The sequence below is a fragment of the Gordonia abscondita genome, assembly GCF_032711245.1.
In the GTDB taxonomy this organism is placed as follows: Bacteria; Actinomycetota; Actinomycetes; order Mycobacteriales; family Mycobacteriaceae; genus Gordonia.
Window position 1 is genome coordinate 3,761,396 of record NZ_CP128986.1, and the last position, 20,412, is coordinate 3,781,807.

General features: G+C 66.8%; 20 protein-coding genes. 5 read left to right on the forward strand and 15 right to left on the reverse strand.

Annotation, left to right across the window (positions count from 1 at the left end):
• Nucleotide 1: 1 nt before the first annotated feature.
• The 5 genes from MP11Mi_RS17740 to MP11Mi_RS17760 all read right to left on the reverse strand — a co-directional run bounded on the left by MP11Mi_RS17740 (nt 2) and on the right by MP11Mi_RS17760 (nt 6,152).
• A complete protein-coding gene (locus MP11Mi_RS17740) occupies nt 2-640 on the reverse strand; it encodes a response regulator transcription factor (protein WP_420040187.1) in 639 nt (212 codons plus the stop codon).
• A 22-nt stretch (nt 641-662) separates the two neighbouring features.
• Entirely contained in the window at nt 663-1,967 is a 1,305-nt protein-coding gene (locus MP11Mi_RS17745; RefSeq protein ID WP_420040188.1) for a sensor histidine kinase, read from the reverse strand.
• 185 nt (nt 1,968-2,152) lie between these two features.
• Nucleotides 2,153-4,447, reverse strand: coding sequence for a polyribonucleotide nucleotidyltransferase (locus tag MP11Mi_RS17750; protein WP_420040189.1), 2,295 nt, complete (start codon nt 4,445-4,447; stop codon nt 2,153-2,155).
• 343 nt (nt 4,448-4,790) lie between these two features.
• On the reverse strand, nt 4,791-5,060 hold the full coding sequence (rpsO, locus tag MP11Mi_RS17755; protein ID WP_420040190.1) for a 30S ribosomal protein S15: 270 nt from the start codon (nt 5,058-5,060) through the stop codon (nt 4,791-4,793).
• A 126-nt stretch (nt 5,061-5,186) separates the two neighbouring features.
• Nucleotides 5,187-6,152 (reverse strand): bifunctional riboflavin kinase/FAD synthetase, encoded by a 966-nt coding sequence (locus MP11Mi_RS17760; RefSeq protein WP_420040191.1) that lies wholly within the window; start codon nt 6,150-6,152, stop codon nt 5,187-5,189.
• Between the two features lie 81 nt (nt 6,153-6,233).
• On the opposite strand from MP11Mi_RS17760, the gene MP11Mi_RS17765 reads away from it, so the two are divergent.
• Entirely contained in the window at nt 6,234-6,917 is a 684-nt protein-coding gene (locus tag MP11Mi_RS17765) for a metal-dependent transcriptional regulator (protein ID WP_420040192.1), read from the forward strand.
• 121 nt (nt 6,918-7,038) lie between these two features.
• Here the strand turns inward: MP11Mi_RS17765 and truB are convergent, their stop codons facing one another.
• From truB to MP11Mi_RS17780, 3 genes are read right to left on the reverse strand one after another with little or no spacing between them, the layout of a single operon-like run.
• Nucleotides 7,039-7,938 (reverse strand): tRNA pseudouridine(55) synthase TruB, encoded by a 900-nt coding sequence (gene truB / locus MP11Mi_RS17770; RefSeq protein WP_420040193.1) that lies wholly within the window; start codon nt 7,936-7,938, stop codon nt 7,039-7,041.
• A 1-nt stretch (nt 7,939) separates the two neighbouring features.
• A complete protein-coding gene (locus MP11Mi_RS17775; RefSeq protein WP_420040194.1) occupies nt 7,940-8,611 on the reverse strand; it encodes a 4'-phosphopantetheinyl transferase family protein in 672 nt (223 codons plus the stop codon).
• Nucleotides 8,612-8,637: 26 nt separating this feature from the next.
• Nucleotides 8,638-9,603: a metallophosphoesterase family protein gene (locus tag MP11Mi_RS17780; protein WP_420040195.1), complete on the reverse strand. Its 966-nt coding sequence runs from the start codon at nt 9,601-9,603 to the stop codon at nt 8,638-8,640.
• Nucleotides 9,604-9,661: 58 nt separating this feature from the next.
• On the opposite strand from MP11Mi_RS17780, the gene MP11Mi_RS17785 reads away from it, so the two are divergent.
• Together MP11Mi_RS17785 and MP11Mi_RS17790 are read left to right on the forward strand one after the other, a co-directional pair.
• Complete coding sequence (locus tag MP11Mi_RS17785; protein WP_420040196.1) at nt 9,662-10,072, forward strand: NUDIX hydrolase; 411 nt, start codon at nt 9,662-9,664, stop codon at nt 10,070-10,072.
• Between the two features lie 178 nt (nt 10,073-10,250).
• Nucleotides 10,251-11,435 (forward strand): NAD(P)/FAD-dependent oxidoreductase, encoded by a 1,185-nt coding sequence (locus MP11Mi_RS17790; RefSeq protein WP_420040197.1) that lies wholly within the window; start codon nt 10,251-10,253, stop codon nt 11,433-11,435.
• 14 nt (nt 11,436-11,449) lie between these two features.
• Here the strand turns inward: MP11Mi_RS17790 and MP11Mi_RS17795 are convergent, their stop codons facing one another.
• The 7 genes from MP11Mi_RS17795 to rimP all read right to left on the reverse strand — a co-directional run bounded on the left by MP11Mi_RS17795 (nt 11,450) and on the right by rimP (nt 19,329).
• Nucleotides 11,450-12,724, reverse strand: a complete 1,275-nt coding sequence (locus tag MP11Mi_RS17795) for an MATE family efflux transporter (protein ID WP_420712813.1) — start codon at nt 12,722-12,724, stop codon at nt 11,450-11,452.
• A 7-nt stretch (nt 12,725-12,731) separates the two neighbouring features.
• Nucleotides 12,732-13,688: a DHH family phosphoesterase gene (locus tag MP11Mi_RS17800; RefSeq protein WP_420040198.1), complete on the reverse strand. Its 957-nt coding sequence runs from the start codon at nt 13,686-13,688 to the stop codon at nt 12,732-12,734.
• The gene (gene rbfA, locus MP11Mi_RS17805; RefSeq protein WP_420040199.1) at nt 13,685-14,215 is read right to left on the reverse strand and encodes a 30S ribosome-binding factor RbfA; all 531 of its coding nucleotides are present in this window, start codon (nt 14,213-14,215) and stop codon (nt 13,685-13,687) included. The genes MP11Mi_RS17800 and rbfA overlap by 4 nt, the downstream gene beginning before the upstream one ends.
• Nucleotides 14,216-14,288: 73 nt before the next feature.
• The gene (gene infB, locus MP11Mi_RS17810) at nt 14,289-17,135 is read right to left on the reverse strand and encodes a translation initiation factor IF-2 (RefSeq protein WP_420040200.1); all 2,847 of its coding nucleotides are present in this window, start codon (nt 17,133-17,135) and stop codon (nt 14,289-14,291) included.
• 120 nt (nt 17,136-17,255) lie between these two features.
• Nucleotides 17,256-17,552, reverse strand: coding sequence for a YlxR family protein (locus MP11Mi_RS17815; RefSeq protein WP_420040201.1), 297 nt, complete (start codon nt 17,550-17,552; stop codon nt 17,256-17,258).
• Nucleotides 17,553-17,555: 3 nt separating this feature from the next.
• Nucleotides 17,556-18,680: a transcription termination factor NusA gene (nusA, locus tag MP11Mi_RS17820; RefSeq protein WP_420040202.1), complete on the reverse strand. Its 1,125-nt coding sequence runs from the start codon at nt 18,678-18,680 to the stop codon at nt 17,556-17,558.
• A 70-nt stretch (nt 18,681-18,750) separates the two neighbouring features.
• Nucleotides 18,751-19,329, reverse strand: coding sequence for a ribosome maturation factor RimP (rimP, locus tag MP11Mi_RS17825; RefSeq protein WP_420040203.1), 579 nt, complete (start codon nt 19,327-19,329; stop codon nt 18,751-18,753).
• Nucleotides 19,330-19,476: 147 nt separating this feature from the next.
• On the opposite strand from rimP, the gene MP11Mi_RS17830 reads away from it, so the two are divergent.
• Both MP11Mi_RS17830 and MP11Mi_RS17835 read left to right on the forward strand, forming a co-directional pair.
• The gene (locus tag MP11Mi_RS17830; protein WP_420040204.1) at nt 19,477-19,962 is read left to right on the forward strand and encodes a hypothetical protein; all 486 of its coding nucleotides are present in this window, start codon (nt 19,477-19,479) and stop codon (nt 19,960-19,962) included.
• Complete coding sequence (locus tag MP11Mi_RS17835) at nt 19,959-20,387, forward strand: ferritin-like domain-containing protein (RefSeq protein ID WP_420040205.1); 429 nt, start codon at nt 19,959-19,961, stop codon at nt 20,385-20,387. The genes MP11Mi_RS17830 and MP11Mi_RS17835 overlap by 4 nt, the downstream gene beginning before the upstream one ends.
• Nucleotides 20,388-20,412: the final 25 nt, after the last annotated feature.

The window sequence follows — 20,412 nt, forward strand, 5'->3', positions numbered from 1 at the left end:
TTCAGACCTGTGCGAGGTACATCAGGATCGCGCGAACCCGGCGATTCTCGGTCTCCGGCGGCAGATCGAGCTTGGTGAAGATGTTCGCGACGTGTTTGGCGACCGCGGCGTCGGAGACCACCAGTTCGGCCGCGACTTCAGAGTTGCTGGCGCCGCGTGCCATCAACCCCAACACTTGCATTTCGCGAGGCGTTAGCCGTTCGATGTCCGCCGCGCCGAACATCTTCGAGATGACTTCAGGGTCGATAACGACTCCCCCGGCGACCACGGTGTCCACGGCGCGAAGGAAGTCGTCGACACGGCCGACCCGCTCTTTGAGCAGGTAGCCCACTGCGCCGCCCTGCTCGGATGCGAGGAGACGCCGCGCGTATGCCGCGGCGACGTACTGCGACAGCACGAGGACTGGAAGGTCGGGGCGGCGATGTCGGAGGCTGACGGCGGCACGAAGTCCGTCGTCGCCGTCGCCGGGCGGCATCCGGACGTCGGTGATCACCAGATCGACAGCGGCCAGATCGACGGCCCGAAGCGCGTCGGCGTCGCGCACTGCGGCGACGACGTCGTGCCCGGCACGCTCGAGGATCCGGACCAACCCTTCGGTGAGCAGAACCGAGTCTTCGGCCAGAACGATGCGCACTCCCACTCGTTCGAGTGTTCCCTACCGTCTATTGCTCGACACGCCCAGTCCACCGGAGCACGGTCGGGCCACCTCGCGGACTGTCGACGGCGAGCACCGCGCCGAGCGCATTCGCTCGCTCGATGAGACCAGCGAGTCCGCTGCCGAGCGCCGGGTCCGCTCCGCCGACTCCGTCGTCGGTGACAACCATCGTGACGACGCCCACGACGTCCGACAACTCGATCGTGACGGTCGACGCCCGACCGTGTTTGACGGCGTTCGTCACCGCTTCGCTCGCCGTGTAGTAGAGCGCCCGCTCGATGTCTGTGGCCAGTCGACGGCCCGGTACCCAGCCGACGCTCGGAACGACCCGCACCACGATCGGGTCGCCGAGTTCCGCGCAGGCCGCCTCGAGGCCGAAGTCGCCGAGCACCTTCGGGTGCACGCCGCGCACGGTCGCCCGCAAACTTGCCAACGCTCGCTCGACGCGCGCTTGAGCGGCTTCCACGTCGGACCGGATGTCCGGGTCGCCGTTGGTCTGCGCAAGCTCGCCCAACTGCATAGCGGCACCGACGAGATCCTGTTGCGGGCCGTCGTGCAGGTCGCGCTCGATGCGCTGCCGCTCGGCTTCGAACGATCCGACGAGGACGCCGCGCGACGACTGCAGGGCCTCGATCTTCGCCGCCAATTCTTCCTCTCGCGGGCCCAACAGCCATATGGCGATCGATGCGGTGATCGCCGCGGCAACCCCGCACAGGTAGAGACCGAGTACCACAATCGGCAGTGCGATCGGCACCATCCACCAGGCTTCGCCGGCCGAATCAACAGCCCACGGTCCGAGGTTGATCGTCTCTCCGTGCCCGGCCAACGCCGGCGCGAACGCGAACACGACGACGAACGCGCCGCCCATCATGAACCCGACTCCGGCCAGCGGTGCGAACACGGCGAGCACGAGGGAGTAAACAACCTCTCGCCAGGTCGCAGCCTCCCCGAGCCGCACTCCCATCCGCGTCGGCAGATTCCCGACCGCAAGCGTGTGCGGATCGGTGATCTCAGGCAGCCGAAGCAGTCGGATCCGCTGCCGATCGACCTTCCCGAGCAGGTTCGACCATGCGGGCGCGAGCGGCAGCAGCACGATCACGATGTACCCGACGAACAGGAGGCAACCGAGGACCAGAGTCATCGCGGTGTATGCGACGGCGCGCCACGGATCAGAAGAGGTCAGGTAGCGCAGCGGAGAGCCTTGGAGCAGTTGCCACGGCGACTGCCGCGACCGGACGGACGGGTGCGGCCCCGCGTCCGTCATCTCGCCTGTCGCCGTCGTCTCGCCTGTCGCCATCGTCTTGCCTGTCATATTCCACATGCTATTGACCTGCAGCGACGATCTCACTGGCGTGGCGTCGACCGTTCCCGGTAGTGCTGAGACTACCTTCGGTGACCGACGGCCGGCCCACACTGGCCATCCGGGCAGACGACTCCGGCCCGCGACGCACCGAGTGTGTCGCGGGCCGGAGTCGATACTCGACCGATCAGGTCAGATCAGGCATCTGCCGTCTCTTCGGTCTTCTCGTCAGCGTCGTCGCGGACGAGGACGAGGCTGATTTTGCCGCGCTCGTCGATGTCAGCGATCTCGACCTGCAACTTGTCGCCGACCTTGACGACGTCTTCGACCTTGCCGATGCGCTTGCCGTTGCCCAGCTTGCTGATGTGGATCAGTCCGTCGCGGCCCGGGAGCAGCGAGACGAACGCGCCGAACGCGGGCGTCTTGACGACGGTGCCGAGGAAGCGTTCGCCAACCTTCGGCAACTGCGGGTTGGCGATCGCATTGACCTTGTCGATCGCAGCCTGAGCCGAGAGCCCGTCGGCCGCACCGATGAACACGGTGCCGTCGTCCTCGATGGAGATGTTGGCGCCGGTCTCCTCGGTGATGCCGTTGATCGTCTTGCCCTTGGGGCCGATCAGTTCGCCGATCTTGTCCAGCGGGATCTTGATGGTCGTGATCCGCGGAGCGAACGGGCTCATCTCGTCGGGCTCGTCGATGGCTTCGGCGAGGACATCCAGGATGGTGAGGCGGGCCTGCTTGGCCTGGCTCAGTGCGCCGGCCAGGACCTTCGACGGAATGCCGTCCAACTTGGTGTCGAGCTGGAGAGCGGTCACGAACTCCTTGGTGCCCGCGACCTTGAAGTCCATGTCGCCGAACGCGTCCTCGGCACCGAGGATGTCGGTGAGGGCGACGTAGCGGGTCTCGGACTTGCCGTCGATGGTGACTTCGTCAGAGACGAGGCCCATCGCGATGCCTGCGACCGGCGCCTTCAGCGGGACACCGGCGTTGAGCAGCGACATGGTCGCCGCGCAGACCGAGCCCATCGACGTCGAACCGTTGGAGCCGAGCGCCTCGGACACCTGGCGGATCGCGTACGGGAACTCTTCAACGCTCGGCAGGACCGGCACGAGTGCACGCTCGGCGAGCGCGCCGTGGCCGATCTCGCGGCGCTTCGGCGAACCGACGCGACCGGTCTCACCGGTCGAGTACGGCGGGAAGTTGTAGTGATGCATGTAGCGCTTGCTCGTCTCGGGGCCGAGCGAGTCGATCTGCTGCGCCATCTTCACCATGTCGAGAGTGGTGACACCCATGATCTGGGTCTCGCCGCGCTCGAACAGTGCGCTGCCGTGGGCGCGCGGGATCACACCGATCTCCGCCGAGAGCGCACGGATGTCGGTGATGCCGCGACCGTCGATGCGGAAGTGGTCGGTGAGGATGCGCCGGCGAACGAGCTTCTTGGTCAGCGAGCGGTACGCCGCACCGATCTGACCTTCGCGGCCCTCGAACTTGCCTGCGAGCGCTTCGAGAACATCGCCCTTCAGCGCGTCGGTGGCCTCGTCGCGTTCCTGCTTGCCCGCGATCGCGAGGGCTTCGCCCAGACGCGCGGTGGCGAACTCGGCGACAGCGTCGTAGACGTCGTCGGCGTACGGCGGGAACAGCGGGAACTCGCGGGTCTCCTTAGCGGCCGCGGCTGCGAGCTGCTTCTGTGCCTCACAGAGCTGGGCGATGAACGGCTTGGCGGCTTCGAGGCCTTCGGCGACGATCGCCTCGCTCGGAGCTTGCGCTCCGCCTGCGATGCGCTCGAGCACGTTCTCGGTGGCCTCGGCTTCGACCATCATGATGGCGACGTCTGCATCGGCGCCTTCGCCGGAGACGATGCGCCCCGCGACGACCATGTCGAACACGGCGCCTTCGAGCTGATCAACGGTCGGGAATGCGACCCACTGGCCGGCCTTGTTCTCGTCGCGGCCTTCGCCTTCGCCTGCGAGGGTCGGGATGAGGGCGACGCGGACGCCGCCGACGGGGCCGGAGAACGGCAGACCCGAGATCTGGGTGGACGCCGATGCCGCGTTGATCGCGAGAACGTCGTAGAGGTCCTTCGGGTCGAGCGACAGGATGGTCTCGACGACCTGAATCTCATTGCGGAGACCGTCGACGAACGACGGGCGCAGCGGACGGTCGATGAGGCGGCAGGTCAGGATCGCGTCGGTCGACGGGCGGCCCTCACGGCGGAAGAACGATCCCGGGATACGACCGGCGGCGTACATGCGCTCTTCAACGTCGACGGTCAGCGGGAAGAAGTCGAAGTGCTCCTTCGGCGACTTGGACGCGGTGGTCGTCGAGAGGAGCATCGTCCCCTCGTCGAGGTAGGCGACGACTGCGCCCGCGGCCTGCAGGGCCAGACGTCCGGTCTCGAAGCGGATGGTCCGCTGGCCGAACGCGCCGTTGTCGATGACGGCGGAGACTTCGGTGATCGATTCGTCGAAGTCGTCGGTGATGACATCAGTCATGTAGTGAGAATCCCTCGTGTAGTTCGACCGCGGACTTTCGCGGCCGGCATATGCAGTTGCAGACCCGTCGCGTTTCGCGACGGATCGGGTGGATAAGAGGCATGAGCGGCCGCGGGAGTCGTGGCCAGCGCTTCGTGCGCTGTGAGTAGACGGCCTTCGATCGAAGCGGCCGGAGTTTGTCACTTCCGACAGCCACTACCGAGGACCGATCTGACGATTCACGACTGCGTTGCCGCTGCAGGCAGGTCATCGCACCAAGTCGATCCTAGCATTTTCGCTGCGTAATACACTTCGAGACCGTGACCCTGGTGGGTCGCGGCCTCGAAGAGATCATGGGGGTGCGTCAGCGACGCATGCCCAGGCGCTCGATCAGCGAGCGGTAGCGGTTGATGTCGACGCTCGCCAAGTACTTGAGCAGGCGGCGACGGCGACCGACGAGCAGGAGCAGACCACGACGGCTGTGGTGGTCGTGCTTGTGCTCCTTGAGGTGCTCGGTCAGGTCTTTGATCCGCTTAGTCAGCATCGCGACCTGAGCCTCCGGCGAACCGGTGTCGGTCTCGTGCACGCCATACTCGCTGAGGATGGCCTTCTTCTCGTCGGCGGTAAGCGCCATGAGAGTCTCCTTGATTTTCAGTTCCGCGCTCGGACTCCACCACCAGGGGCGAGGGTGCGCCACCACGGACCGCAGCTGACACCAGGCGGGAACTCTACCAGCCAATGAACGTCGAACGAGAATCGCTCAGTTCGCGTCCGCGGACAGGATCGTCCGGGTGCGCGTCACATCGTCGCTGATAGCGGCGATCAGAGCATCGACGCCGTCATACGACTCCATGCCACGCAACCGGCTGACGAAGTCGACGGCGACGTGCTGGCCGTAGAGGTCTGCGTCGAGATCGAGAACGTACGCTTCGACGGTCCTGTTGCGACCGGAGAACGTCGGATTGGTGCCGACCGACACCGACGCCGCGTACCGTCTGCCGGGGCGGAACCCGTCGCCTTCTTTGTCGCCCAGGACGGTGAACCACGCGGCGTACACGCCGTCGCCGGGGATCGCGGCATGCTCGGGCGGGGCGATGTTCGCGGTCGGATATCCGAGGTCGCGGCCTCGTCGTTCACCGTGGACGACGGCGCCTTCCACGCGGTGCGGCCGACCGAGGGCTTCGGCTGCGAGTTCGACGTCGCCGGACGCGACGCACGAACGGATGTACGTCGACGAGTAAGTGACGGCGTGCTCGCCGAACAGCGACACCGCGGTCACCTCGAAGCCGAAGCGCTGACCGAGTTCGCGTAGCTTCGGGACGTCGCCGAGCGCCTTGCGGCCGAACGTGAAGTTGTCTCCGACGATGACCTCCGCGGCATGCAGTTCTTCGACGAGGACTTCGTGGACGAATTCCTCCGGCGACTGCGCCGCGACCGTCGACGTGAACGGGATGACGCAGAACACGTCGATGCCCATCTCCTCGGCGAGGTCGGCGCGGCGTCGGAGTGTCGACAACTGGGGCGGGTGAGTTCCCGGGCGGACGACCTCGGACGGATGCGGGTCGAACGTCATCAATACGGACGGGACTCCGCGTTCGGCAGCGGCCCGCGTCGCCGCGGTCACCAGCTGGGCGTGTCCACGGTGAATACCGTCGAATACGCCGATGGTCACCACACAGCGACCCCACCCGGCAGGTACATCATCCAATCCTCGCCAACGCAACACGCCTCTACAGTACGGCGCGGCACGCGGTCGGGCACGGCGCGGTGGACACCTCCGCTCACGACGGTAGGTAAGGTCATGCATATGCCCGACTCTCGACCGGTCGACGAACTCTCGTCTGTGACCCAGGACTATCTCAAGGTGATCTGGACGACGCAGGAATGGTCCGATGTGAAGGTCACGACCAAACTGCTCGCCGAAAAGCTCGGGGTCTCCCCCTCCACAGCGTCCGAAGGCATCCGCAAACTCGCAGATCAGCAGCTCGTCGATCACGCCCCCTACGGTGCGGTGACGCTCACTGACGAAGGTCGCGAAGCTGCGATCAGCATGGTGCGCCGACACCGACTGCTCGAGACTTTCTTGGTGCGTGAACTCGGGTACGGCTGGGATCAGGTCCACGAGGACGCCGAAGTTCTCGAGCACGCGGTGTCCGAACGTCTGCTCCGGCACATCGACACCAAACTGGGGCATCCGAAACGAGACCCGCACGGCGACCCGATCCCGGGCGTCGACGGCAGCGTCCCCGATGCGGCGGCCCTTCAGCTGGCCGACCTCGGTGTCGACGAGTCCGGTGTCATCAACCGGATCTCCGACTCGGATCCGGAGATGCTCCGCTACTTCGAGGAGATCGGCATCGCCCTGGACTGCCGCGTCCGTATCTCAGAAAAGCGACCGTTCGCCGGCACTGTGACGATCTGCGTCGACGACGGCGACCCGATCCACCTCGGTGACATCGCCGCCCGCGCGATCTTCCTCCATCGAGGCTGAGCGCACCTATCGCGACGGTTCCCCCAAGCATCGCGTTCGACATACGCAGCGGAACAGACTAGCCCTGCGGGCGCCGAGGGCTCTGAGAGGCACATGTGGAGCCGACGCGGTACGAATCCTCTCAGCGCAGATTGGCCGGGCGCACCACCATGACCGAACTGGCGCGCCTCCCCTTCTCTTGGACCAGCGCGATGGCCTGCCCGGACGGGTCAACGACGGTGTAGACGCCCTTGTGCCCGATCGGTTCGAGCCAACGGCCTTGACTGATCGACTCGGCTTCGTCGTCGGAGATGTCGCGCAGTGGGAAACAGATTTTGGCGGCGTCGTCGATGCCCATGCTGAGGCCGGGCCGCTCGGCGACGTCGTCGATAGTCCGGGCGCGTTCGAGGGTGAACGGTCCGACGGCAGTTCGGCGGAGCGCCGTGAGATGTCCGCCGACGCCTAGTCCGGCCCCGAGATCGCGTGCGAGAGAGCGAATGTAGGTACCCGACGAACAGTCGACTTCGACGTCGAGGTCGACGAATCCGCCGACGCGTCTGGTCTCGAGGACGTCGAAGCGAGACACCGTCACCCGCCGGGCGGCGAGTTCGAAGTCCTCACCGGTGCGGGCCAACGCGTGGGCGCGTTTGCCGTCGACCTTGATAGCGCTCACGCGCGCAGGCACCTGGTCGATCTCACCTGTCAGCTCGACGACACCAGCCGCGACCTGCTCGTCGGTCACCGCTGACGTGTCGAACGCGCCGATGGCGGCGCCTTCGGCGTCATCGGTGTCCGTCGACTGTCCGAGCCGGATGGTCGCCGTGTACGACTTCGTCGTCAACGACAGCAGACCGAGAAGTTTGGTCGCGCGTTCGATACCGAGCACCAGGACTCCGGTCGCCATCGGGTCGAGCGTTCCGGCGTGGCCGACGCGGCGCGTCCCGAAAGCCTTGCGCGACTTGGCCACCATGTCGTGGCTGGTGACTCCCGCCGCCTTGTCGAGGACGAGAAGTCCGGCGTTCTCAATGGACAGATCAGCCATGTCAGGTCAACGCAATCGTGGTCAGGATCAAGCCGTCGGCGACGGCCCAGCGGCCGGGCAGCGTGAGCAGCGGCGCACCCCCGTCGATCGTCGTGCCGTCGATCAGGATGGTCGAGGTGAAAGTGCCGGTGATCGGGTCATCGGCGCCAGCCAGATCGCGGTCGAAGACGATGTGCGCGTCCTCGAAACCCAGCCAGCGATGCGTGATCGGGAACCACGCCTTATAAGTGGCCTCCTTCGCACAGAACAGGAGACGATCCCAGGCGATGTCGTCGTCCCGGGTAGCGAGGACATCGCGTTCGGCCTGCACCGACGTGTGCTCGAGTACGCCGTCGGGCAGTGCGAGGTGCGGTTCGGCGTCGATGCCGAGTGACCGCACCTGCATCGAGTACGCGGTCACCGCTCCGCGGTATCCGTCGCAGTGGGTCATGCTGCCGACCACCTGACTGGGCCACAACGGCATGCCGCGTTCGCCGCGCATGATGGGCAGCGGGTCGAAACCCAACTGGGCCAACGCTTGCCGGGCACAATGGCGGGCCGTAATGAACTCACGGCGCCGCTTCTCGACGGCCTTCGCGATCAACGGCTCCTCGGCGGGCATCGCTGTCAGACCGGGCGGGTCGTCGAACGTCTCGGCCGCGCCGACACCGGCGGGCATGAGTCGCGAAATCATGCCGTCAATGGTGCCATGCGCTGGAACTACTCGGATTCGCGGGACGCCCGCCGCACCCGGCGCTCCTCGAGCTTCTGCCGGAACTCGGCCGCACGCTCCTCGTAGTCGGGCGGCACCTCGAAGCGAAGTCCCTGATGGGGCACGTCTGCGGGACGGGTCCCCGGGTCGGGGACGATCTGCCGCAACAGCGGCTCGGGCAGCCCCCGCCGCTTCCACTCGCGCGGATACCCGACGGACACCTCCTCGAAACGGACATCGTCGTACCAGGTGGTCCGCGGAATGTGCAGGTGTCCGTAGACGCTGCACATCGCGTTGAAGCGGGTGTGCCAGTCGGCGGTCAATTCACTGCCGCACCACAACGCGAACTCCGGATACATGAGGACGTCACACGGTTCCCGCCGCAGTGGCCAATGATTGATCAGGACAGTCTTCTCCGCTGGGTCGATAGCCTCGAGACGTCGGAGCGTCTGCGCGATCCGGTCACGGCCCCACGCGTCACGTGTGCCGAACGGCTCCGGCGACAGCAGGAACTCGTCGGTCGCGACGACGTTCCGGTCGCGGGCGACGGCCAACGCCTGAAGAGCTGTCGTCGTCCCCTCCGGCCGGAACGTGTAGTCGTACAGCAAGAACATAGGGACGACGCGAACCGGCCCGCTCCCGTCACGCGGATCGAACAGCGGGTAGATGTCCTCGGGGGTGATGACGCCGATCTCCCGACACGCCTGGACGAGGTAGTCGTAGCGCGCCACACCGAAGATCTGCAGCGGGTCTTTCGCCGTCGTGTACAGCTCGTGGTTTCCGGGTACCCAGACGACCGTCTCGAAACGAGCCGCGAGACGACGGAGCGTGTCGACGATGTCGTCGGTGCGTTCGGCGACATCGCCGGCCACGATCAGCCAGTCGCCTTCCCCCGCCGGCCGGATCCGGTCGATCATGTCCTCGTTGCCGCGGTGCGCCACATGCAGATCGCTGATCGCCCAGAGTGTCGCCATGGCGACCATGCTGCCACGGGCGCGACACCGCGCACCCAAGTGGGATTACGGTATACCGATGACACGAGTACTCGCGGCGAGCGCCGTGATCGTCGACGACGCGGGCCGCGTCCTGCTCGTCCAACGTGGTCACGAACCCGAGAAGGGCCGATGGTCGGTGCCCGGCGGCCACGTCGAAGACGGCGAGACGTTCGCGCAAGCGGCACGCCGGGAAGCGCTCGAAGAGACCGGCCTGGACGTGGAGATCGGCATCGAACTGTGGTCCGTGGAAGTGCCGTACGGCGAGTTCGGCGTCTTCGAGATCCACGACTTCTCGGCGACCGTCCTCGGCGGATCACTGCAAGCCGGCGACGACGCGGATGCGGTCCGGTGGTGCACTGACGACGACCTGGACTCGCTGCCCCTCACGAAGGGCCTGGCGGGCCATCTCCGCCGAGCAGGCGTGATGTCTCGACAGTCGCCCGTCTGACCGGCGTCGCAACCCCGGCTCGGGTGCGCGCGGTCCGAGCCTGGCCGTGCAGTCACGGAGTCGGACACGAATCGATCCGGACCCCTGAAATCACCCGTCTGGATCGTCACCCGATTCGCGTCAACGCGTCCGCGGTCGAGCCCTTCTGCCACACCAAACCCGGGCGTACGGTGGGTGTATGAGCGACGCACAGGTGATCATCGGTGGAGGATTGGCGGGCGCGAAAACTGCGGAGGCGCTCCGCGATCAGGGATACGGCGGGGCAATCGTGCTGATCGCCGAGGAACAACATCTCCCTTACGAGCGGCCACCGCTCTCGAAGGGATACCTCGCGGGTAGCGACAAGCGTTCGGATGCGTTCACGTTCGACGCGGACTGGTATGTCGCCCACGACGTCGACGTCCGGATCGGGGTTCGCGCCGTTCGGATCGACCGCGACACGCACCGGGTGCACCTCGACGACGGTTCGTCCGTCGTGTATTCGAAACTACTGTTGGCGACCGGTTCGTCGTCGCGACGCATGGACGGCGCCGACGGAGCGCTCTACCTGCGAAGCATCGACGAATCCGAGCAGATCCGGGACGCCATCGGCCAGGGGCGACACCTCGTGGTGGTCGGCGGCGGATGGATAGGCTTGGAGGTCGCCGCGACCGCACGCCAATCGGGCAGCGACGTGACGCTGATCGAACCCCAGGACCAGCCGTTGGAGAAGACCCTCGGATCGCGCATCGGACGTGTGGTCGCCGACCTGCACCGAGAGCACGGGGTCGACCTCCGGCTCGGGGTGGGCGTCGACACGGTGACGCCCCGATCCGTCACGACCGACGACGGCGATCAGATTCCCGCCGACGCCGTCCTCGTCGGCATCGGGGCGGTCCCGAACATCGACCTCGCCCGCGACGCAGGACTGGACGTCTCCGACGGAGTCGACGTGGACGCCGGTCTGCGCACCAGCGACCCGGATATCTTCGCGGTTGGCGATATCGCCAACCATGATCACCCGACCCTCGGGCGTCTCCGCGTGGAACACTGGGCGAACGCACAGAACCAGCCTGCTGTGGCGGTCGCGAACATGCTCGGCGGCTCCCAGGTCTACGACCGTCTCCCCTACTTCTTCACCGACCAGTACGACCTCGGCATGGAATATCGCGGGCACGCGTCGGGCCACAACGACGTCGTCGTCCGCGGTGACACAGCGACCCGCGAATTCCTTGCCTTCTGGCTCGCCGACGGTGCCGTGGTCGCGGGCATGAACGTGAACATCTGGGATCAGGGCGACGCGATCGCCGAGCTCATCGCATCCGGGCGAACCGTCGACGTCGACAGGCTCGGCGACCCGAACGTCCCGCTCGACGAAGTGTGAGTCCGGCGGTACGCCTAGCGAACCCAGGCGCCGGACCGAACGCGCCAGACGACGGCTCCGAGTCGCGCGAACATGAAGAGCAACAGGCCGGTCCAGATTCCTGCCAGTCCCCAGTCGAAGACGAGGGACAGCCAGATCATCGGGAAGAACGCGCACAGCGCGCCCGCGAGCGTCGCGGTGCGCAGGAACGCGGCGTCACCGGCGCCGAGCAGAACACCGTCCAGGGCGAATACGATTCCCGCGACGGGCAGCATCGCGACGAAGAACCACCACGGTGTGGTGATCGCGTCGAGGACCGCGGGGTCCGAACTGAAGATCTTCGGTAGCACGCCCGCACCGGCGGCCAGCGCACCGGCGAGCACCGCGGACACCGCGAGCGACGTCCCGGTCACGCTGCGGGCAGTGCGGCGAGCGACGTCGAACGTTTTCGCACCCAACGCCGCACCGACGAGCTGCTGCGCGGCAATCGCCAGAGAGTCAAGCAGCAGCGACGTGAATTCCCACAGCTGCAGCACGACCTGGTGCGCGGCCACTTGCGCGACGCCGAAGCGGGCGGCGACCGCAGCGGCCGACACGAAACAGATCTGGAACGACAGACTCCGCACCACTAGATCACGACCCATACGCAGCTGCGCGAGGATCACTGATCGATCCGGTGCGAGACCAGCGGGCGCCGCGCGGACCAGTCGTATTCCGAAGAGCACGCCGGTGATCGACTGCCCGACGAGATTGGCTACCGCACTGCCGTCGAGGCCGAGCCGAGGCAGACCGGCCGCCCCGTGCACCAACCCGACGCACAGCACAGCGCCGACGGCCAGGCCGCCAACCACGTAGTAGACGGGACGACGCGTGTCCTGAACTCCTCGCATCCAGCCGTTGCCCGCCATCGCAACGAGAATCAATGGCACTCCGAACACTGCGATGCGCAACCATCCCGCAGCATCGGCGGCCACTGTCTCATCGGGGACGAGAGCACCGGTAACCCAGGGGGCGAGAAGCCAGCCGGCGACGACGATCACGCCACCGACACCGAGTGCGATCCAAGTCGCCTGCACACCTTCGACGATCGCCCGATCACGGTCGCCGCTGCCGAATGCGCGCGCCGACCGCGCCGTCGTCCCATACGACAGGAACGTCAGTTGGGTGCTGATGACGGACAAGACGAGCGTCGCGACCGCCAACGCCGCGAGTTCGGAGGCGCCGAGACGACCGACGACCGCGAGGTCGAGCATGAGATAGAGCGGGGGCGCTACCAGTACGACGAGCGCCGACGCGGCGAGCCGAAGCACGAGGTGCCTACAGTTGAGCGCGCAACCGGGCGATGACCTCGGCTGCCGTCCCCGAATCGGAGTACCCGGACGCGCGGGTGTGCCCGCCGCCACCGAGGGCCCGCGCCACCGGAACCAGGTCGACGCACGTCTTGCTGCGCAGCGACACCGTCCACTCCCCCGGCGCAGCCTCCTTGAAGACTGCCGCGACTTCGGCTTCCCGCGCGGTCCGGACGACGTCGATGACGCTCTCCGAATCGTCCCACGCTAGTCCCGCCATCTCGTCAGCGGTAACTGTCGCGTACACCAGGCCTCGGCCATCGCACGCCTGCTCATCGAGCACGGACGTCCCCAGGACGGTTGAGACCATCTGCAGCCAGGAGTACGGGTGTGAGTCGAGCAGCGCGCGACTCCACTTCGCCGCGTCGACACCAGATTCGAGGAGTCGAGCCGCAACGTGGAACGACGCCGGTCGCGCCCATTTGAATGAGCCCGTGTCGGTCACCAGTCCCGCGTACAAGCATGTCGCGATCTCGGTGGTCACGTCGACGCCGAGTTCGTCCAACACCTGCAATACGAGCACCGCCGTGCAATCCGACTCGGGATCGATGAAGTCGAGATCACCGAATCCCGGATTAGACACGTGGTGGTCAATGCAGACGCGGGTGTCTGCCGCCGTGAACACGTCCTCGTACGCGCCGAGACGACTAACGGTCGCAGCGTCCACCGCAACCGCGACCTCTCCCGGTGTGGGAGAGGTCAGCGGCTCGATGAGATCGGCGCCCGGCAGATCGTAGAGCACACCGGGCAACGCCTCCGGACCGGAGAACCCGCACCGCACTGCGACGCCGAGCGTCCTCAGGCCGAGACCGAGCCCCAGCGCGCTGCCGATCGTGTCGGGATCAGGCCGGATGTGACTGATGATCACGACCGACTCCCGGTCACGTAGTGCGTCTGCTATCTCTGCTGCGGACGCCCGCGTCACCCGCGTCGGTCCTCACCTGGGGAAGGCTCTTCCCCACCAAGTTCCACTGCCGGCACCGCCGAAGGACCGTCTCCGTTGGAATCGTCGCCGCTTGAATCGTCGCCGTGCCGGTAGGGGTCGCTGTCGCCCGCAGGCTTCGCTTCCTCCGCGGTCCGCGCCACCAACTCGTCCTGTGCGCGCGCACGAGCCAACAACTCGTCCATCGCGCGCGTCGCGTCCGGCACCGTGTCCAGTTCGAACCGCAGGCTCGGAGTGAAACGCACTCCGGTACCCGCGCCCACCTTGGACCGCAACGCCCCGGTTGCGGCGGCCAGACCGGCCGCCGCCCCCGCGACATCTGGTTCGGCGTCGACCGATTCACCCATCACCGTGTAGAACACCGTCGCGTCGTGAAGGTCCCCGGTCACCCGACAATCCGTGATCGTCACGTGGGCCAGGCGGGGATCCTTGATCTCCGACCCGATAGCGCTCGCCACAATGGTGGTGATCCGCTTCGCGAGCCGTGCGGCTCGTGCATGATCGACCATCAGTCTCGTGCCTTCTCCACCATCTGGCGGGTCTCGATGACGTCGACTCCGTTGAACTCCTGCGACGTCGTCATCAATCCCTCGCCTTCTCAACCATTTCGTAGGTCTCGATGACGTCGTCGACCTTGATATCGCCGTAGGTGAGCGTCAGACCACACTCGAAGCCTTCGCGAACCTCGGTGACATCGTCCTTCTCACGACGCAGCGACGACACGGTCAGGTTCTCGGCGACCACTGTGTTGTCACGCAGCAGACGCGCCTTGGCGTTGCGACGGACCACACCCGACTGCACCATGCAGCCTGCGATGTTGCCGACCTTGGACGACTTGAAGATCGCGCGGATCTCGGTGCGGCCCAACTCGACCTCTTCGTAGATCGGCTTGAGCAGGCCCTTGAGCGCAGCTTCGATCTCTTCGATCGCCCGGTAGATAACCGAGTAGTAGCGGATCTCGACGCCTTCGCGGTTCGCCAGCTCCGTCGCCTTGCCTTCGGCACGGACGTTGAAGCCAATGATGATCGCGTCGGACGCGGCAGCGAGGTTGACGTTGGTCTCCGTGACGCCACCGACACCGCGGTCGATGATGCGCAACGACACCTCGTCGTCGATCTCGATGCCCAGGAGCGCCTCTTCGAGAGCCTCGACGGTACCCGAGTTGTCGCCCTTGAGGATCAGGTTCAGCTGGCTCGTCTCCCTGAGAGCCGAATCCAAGTCTTCCAGGCTGATCCGCTTGCGGCTACGTGCGGCCAGCGCATTGCGCTTACGCGCATTGCGACGGTCCGCGATCTGCCGTGCAGTCCGATCCTCTTCGACGACCAGCAGGTTGTCGCCCGCACCCGGGACGGAGGTGAATCCGACCACCTGGACCGGACGGGACGGCAGCGCTTCCGCGACGTCGTCGCCGTGCTCGTCGACCATGCGACGGACGCGACCGTAGGCGTCGCCCGCGACGATCGAGTCGCCGACCCGCAAGGTACCGCGCTGGATGAGCACCGTAGCCACCGGACCGCGACCGCGATCGAGGTGCGCTTCGATGGCCACACCCTGTGCGTCCATGTCGGGGTTGGCGCGCAGATCGAGCGACGCGTCGGCCGTCAACAGCACGGCTTCGAGCAGCGCTTCGATATTCTCGCCCTGCTTCGCCGAGATGTCGACGAACATCGTCTCGCCGCCGTACTCCTCGGGGATCAGACCGTACTCGGTGAGCTGCCCGCGGATCTTCTGCGGGTCAGCGCCTTCCTTGTCGATCTTGTTGACCGCCACGACGATCGGCACGTCGGCCGCCTGCGCGTGGTTCACAGCCTCCACCGTCTGCGGCATGACGCCGTCGTCGGCAGCGACCACGAGGATCGCGATGTCAGTGGCCTTGGCACCACGGGCACGCATGGCGGTGAACGCCTCGTGACCCGGGGTGTCGATGAACGTGATCAGGCGATCATCGCCGTTGAGGTGGGTGTTCACCTGGTACGCACCGATGTGCTGGGTGATGCCACCGGCCTCCGTGCCGCCGACGTTCTCCTTACGGATCGTGTCGAGCAGTCGCGTCTTGCCGTGGTCGACGTGACCCATGACGGTCACCACCGGCGGACGCTGCTGGAGATCTTCCTCGTCGCCTTCGTCCTCGCCGTAGGTGAGGTCGAACTTCTCGAGAAGCTCGCGGTCCTCGTCCTCCGGGCTGACGACCTGGACACCGTAGTTCATCTCCGAGCCGAGCAGCTCGAGCGTCTCGTCGTTAACCGACTCGGTCGCCGTCACCATCTCGCCGAGGTTGAACAACGCCTGGACCAATGCCGCCGGGTTGGCGTCGATCTTCTCTGCGAAGTCCGACAAGGATGCGCCACGGGCGAGACGGATGATCTCGCCGTTGCCACGAGGCAGACGAACGCCGCCGACTGCCGGAGCCTGCATCGAGTCGTATTCTTGACGCTTCTGACGCTTCGATTTGCGTCCACGACGCGGGGCGCCGCCCGGACGCCCGAACGCACCCGCGGCACCGCCGCGACCGCGACCGCCGCCACCGGGACGACCGCGGAAACCGCCGCCTGCCGGTGCGCCGCCGCCGGGACCGCCGCCACCGGGGCCGCCACGGAAACCGCCACCGCCACCGGGACGACCGCCGCCGCCACCGCGACCACCGGGTCGTGCATCGGGGCGAGCCGCGCGCTGCGGCATCGCACCCGGCGACGGACGGGACGGCATGTTGCCGGGGTTAGGACGGGGACCGCCCTGACCTGCGGGCGGACGGCCGGAGCCGGTGCCCTGCTGGCCGGGACGTCCCGCCCCGGGACGACCGCCGCCGGGGCGGGGTCCGGCCTGGCCGGGGCCCGGACGCGGGCCCTGCGGACGGGGAGCCGGCGCGGGCGCCGACGAGAACGGGTTGTTGCCGACACGCGGCGTGCGCGGGCCGGGACGCGGACCCGGGCGGGGGCCCGGAGCCTTCTGGCCGCCGGATGCTGGCGCCGACGCTGCGGGTGCCTGCGGCGTCTCCGGTTCCGGAGCCGGAGTGGGCGACGGAGTGGGAGTGGGCGCCGGAGCCGGGGCCGGGGCCGGAGCGGGCTTCGGACCGGGACGCGGCCCCGGGGTCGATGCCGACGACTTCGGGCCCGGAGCGGACGGAGCCGACGCTTCGGGAGCGGACGGTGCAGCCGGGGCCGGCTTGGGGGCTCCGGGCTTGGGGCCGCCCGGCTTGGCCGCCGAGGACGGCTTCGCCGCCGACGGCTTGGGGGACGACGACGCCTTGGAGTCGTCACCTCCGGCGTCGCCGCCGGAGAAGGATTCGCGCAGTCGACGGGCCACGGGGGCCTCAACTGTCGATGACGCGGATTTGACGAACTCGCCTTGTTCCTTCAGACGTTCCAGCACCTTCTTGCTGGGTACGCCGATCTCCTTGGCCAGTTCGTGAACGCGGGCCTTGCCTGCCACTGCTCTCCTCACTTGGAGGTCGAGCGGGCATCCCGCTGCGACCTCAGATTATTCGGGTCAACGTGCTCATCGTGGAGACTTCACGGTGTGCTCATGTCTTCTGCTACCTGTCCTGATTCCCTACGGAATCGTCTCGGTGATCTCGTCGATCAGATCGGCGAGGTCGTCTGGGGCCACGGTGAAACCGCGATCCCGTAGCGCCGGTCCGAATGCCTTGCGCCGCACCGCCGCCGACACACAGTCGGGGTCGCGGTGCAGCCAGGCGCCTCGTCCCGGCAGCATCCTGCACACATCTACCACGACGGTCTGCGTACTGTCGGGAGCCGGCCGCACAACTCGAACCAAAGATGATGCGAGATCGCGGCGTCGGCATCCGATGCACGTGCGGACCGGAACGGTCGACGTTAGAGGAGCCATCGATCAGTCTATCTCATCAGCGGGGCTAGTCGATACGCCACTGTCAGTGACGCCGCCATCTGTGACGACTCCCTCACTCACGTCCGCGCCCTCAGCCACGTTCGAGTCCTCACTCAAGTCCGAGTCCTCACTTGGGCCGCCATCGCCGGTGTCCGACCGGATGTCGATTCGCCACCCGGTCAACCGGGCTGCCAGCCGAGCGTTCTGCCCTTCCTTACCGATCGCCAGCGACAGCTGGTAATCGGGCACGATGACGCGGGCCGCGCTCGTCTCCGGGTCGATCACAGTCACCGATAGCACCTTGGCAGGTGAGAGCGCGTTGCCGACGAACACGGCGGGGTCGGACGCGAAGTCGATGATGTCGATCTTCTCGCCGGACAATTCACTCATCACGTTCCGCACACGCTGCCCCATCGGGCCGATGCAGGCGCCCTTCGCGTTGAGTCCGTTGACTCCGGTGTGTACGGCGATCTTTGACCGGTGGCCCGCTTCGCGGGCGACAGCGACGATCTCGACGGAACCGTCAGCGATCTCGGGGACTTCGAGCGAGAACAGCTTGCGGACGAGGTTCGGGTGGGTGCGTGACAGGGTGATCTGCGGTCCGCGCATGCCGCGTGTGACACCGACGACGTAACACTTGATTCGGTCACCGTGGTTGTAGCTCTCCCCGGGAACCTGTTCAACGGACGGAATGATGCCTTCGGCGGCGTTCGCGTCAGTGCCGATCTGCACGACGACGATGCCCTTCGCGTTGAGTCGCGCGTCGGCCTGCACCACGCCGCCGACGACCTCTCCCTCGTGCGCTACGAGATCACCGTAGGTCTTCTCGTTCTCGGCGTCGCGCAGACGCTGCAGGATCACCTGGCGCGCCGTCGTAGCGGCGATGCGTCCGAAACCTTCGGGGGTGTCGTCCCACTCGTGGACGACGACACCGGCCTCGTCGACCTCCTGCGCCATCACGCGGACCGCGCCGGACTTCCGGTTGACGTCGATGCGCGCGTGCTGAGCGAATCCGTCGGTGTGGCGGTACGCCGTGAGCAGGGCCGTCTCGATGGCAGTGATGACCGTGTCGATCGACACGCCCTTGTCCGCTTCGATCAGCCGAAGCGCGTTGATGTCGATGTGCATGGCAGGTGCTCCTATTCGCTTGTCAGTTCCAGTTATGTGTTCGCGGTTACGTGTTCAGTTGTCTGCGGGTTCATTCGTCATGGCCGGTCTCGGGCGTCGGCGTGTCGGCGGGAGCGCGGCGACGCGCGATCTCCGCGTCGTCGAGCCCGCACGCCCGGAGCTCGGCTTCGCCCGGCCGCCGGAAGTCGACTTCGACAACGGCCTTCTCAACGCTATCCAGAAGCACGTCCACGGTCTTTATCCGGCCTTTGTCGGCGATGACCACGGCCACGGTGTCGCCGTCGATCCGGCCGATCCGCGCGGTAAGGCTCACAGTCTTGCCGTCGAGCGTGTAGTCGAGCTTCACGCTGCGGCCGACGTTGCGTCGCCAGTGGCGGGCCAGAGTGAGCGGGCGGCCGATGCCCGGTGTGGTGACTTCGAGATCGTAGGGTTGCGCACCCATGAGGTCGGCTTCGTCAAGCGCGGTGTCGAGCTCGCGACTGAGTTCGGCGAGCGCGTCGAGGTCGGCTCCACCGTCACGGTCGACGACGACGCGGATGTCACGACGTCCCGGTGGAGTCAAGACCGCGATGTCTTCGAGGTCGTAACCGGCCGCGGTGAGGATCGGCTCCACGACGAGCCCGATTGCTTCGGTCTTATCGCCGCTCATGCGCAATCGTCTCCTCGTTGTTCGTGATGTCGGCCGAGCCACCTGCGGTGCCGGGGGCTGCTCGAGTACCGAGTTTACGTGCGACACGGCAGCCGTTCAGGGCCTGCTGAGTGTAGTCGATTTCCGACACTGGCAGAATTCGACGGCGTGAGCGTCCGTCCGACAGACTTCCGTCCCTCCCGCCGCACCGTGCTGCGCGGTGCCGCCGTCATTCCGGTCGTGGTCGCGACCGGCGCCGCGGTGACCGCATGCGGCCCGACGACAGACGAGGAACGCGACCTCGCCGACACTCTCGTCGTTCATGCACAGGCTGCGGTTCGCCAGCAGAAGGCCGCGGCGGTGTTAGCGCCCCGCACCACCGAATACACGGCGGCATTGACCGTCGTATCGCAACAGCGCGGCGAGCACGCCCAGGCGTTGCGCGACGAGATCAACCGCATCCACTCCTCGGCGGCCGATCAGATCGACGAGCCGGGCCCAGCGCTGGCGACGCTCGACGCGGTGCGCGACGCACTCGCCTCCTCGACGCGCGCCGCGGCCGACGGCTCCGTCGCTGAATCCGAGTTCGTCGCGGGCCTCCTCGCGTCGATCTCGGCGTCTTGTAAAACTCTCGCGGAGGTCCAGCTCGCATGACCCAGAACGATGCCCTCACCACCGCGGTCGACGCCGAGTTCGCGGCGATCTTCACCTACGGCCTCACGACCGCGTTCGTGAACTCGGACCAACGCACCACCGTCGGCGAGCATATCGCCGAGCACCGGGTGCGACGCGATGAGTTGAACGCCGCGTTGGTCTCGGCCGGGTTGGCCGAGCAGGTCCCGGCCGCCGGCTATACCGTCCCATTCGAGGTGACCGACGACGCGACCGCCGTCAAAGCCCTCCTGCAGGCGGAAACGACGTGCGCGAGCGCCTACCGCGCGCTTGTTGAACAGGCCAGCGACGGCAAGATCCGGCGACTCGGGGTGGACGGACTCACCGACGCCGCCATGCGGATCGCATTCTGGCGAGGGGTGGCGGGCCTGTCCCCGTCGACTCTCGCGCTCCCGGGCGCGCGTTAGTCGACCGGGATCAGCGCCGCTGTGC

Bases quoted from the DNA above. Each gene is read 5' to 3' on its own strand.
- rbfA (WP_420040199.1), bottom strand. From the start codon at position 14,215: ATGGTCGATCATGCACGAGCCGCACGGCTCGCGAAGCGGATCACCACC.
- MP11Mi_RS17835 (WP_420040205.1), top strand. From the start codon at position 19,959: ATGACCCAGAACGATGCCCTCACCACCGCGGTCGACGCCGAGTTCGCG.
- rpsO (WP_420040190.1), bottom strand. From the start codon at position 5,060: ATGGCGCTTACCGCCGACGAGAAGAAGGCCATCCTCAGCGAGTATGGC.
- rimP (WP_420040203.1), bottom strand. From the start codon at position 19,329: ATGAGCGGCGATAAGACCGAAGCAATCGGGCTCGTCGTGGAGCCGATC.
- MP11Mi_RS17815 (WP_420040201.1), bottom strand. From the start codon at position 17,552: ATGGCTCCTCTAACGTCGACCGTTCCGGTCCGCACGTGCATCGGATGC.
- nusA (WP_420040202.1), bottom strand. From the start codon at position 18,680: ATGCACATCGACATCAACGCGCTTCGGCTGATCGAAGCGGACAAGGGC.
- MP11Mi_RS17785 (WP_420040196.1), top strand. From the start codon at position 9,662: ATGACACGAGTACTCGCGGCGAGCGCCGTGATCGTCGACGACGCGGGC.
- MP11Mi_RS17750 (WP_420040189.1), bottom strand. From the start codon at position 4,447: ATGACTGATGTCATCACCGACGACTTCGACGAATCGATCACCGAAGTC.
- truB (WP_420040193.1), bottom strand. From the start codon at position 7,938: ATGGCTGATCTGTCCATTGAGAACGCCGGACTTCTCGTCCTCGACAAG.
- MP11Mi_RS17790 (WP_420040197.1), top strand. From the start codon at position 10,251: ATGAGCGACGCACAGGTGATCATCGGTGGAGGATTGGCGGGCGCGAAA.
- MP11Mi_RS17780 (WP_420040195.1), bottom strand. From the start codon at position 9,603: ATGGCGACACTCTGGGCGATCAGCGATCTGCATGTGGCGCACCGCGGC.
- MP11Mi_RS17765 (WP_420040192.1), top strand. From the start codon at position 6,234: ATGCCCGACTCTCGACCGGTCGACGAACTCTCGTCTGTGACCCAGGAC.
- MP11Mi_RS17745 (WP_420040188.1), bottom strand. From the start codon at position 1,967: ATGACAGGCAAGACGATGGCGACAGGCGAGACGACGGCGACAGGCGAG.
- MP11Mi_RS17775 (WP_420040194.1), bottom strand. From the start codon at position 8,611: ATGATTTCGCGACTCATGCCCGCCGGTGTCGGCGCGGCCGAGACGTTC.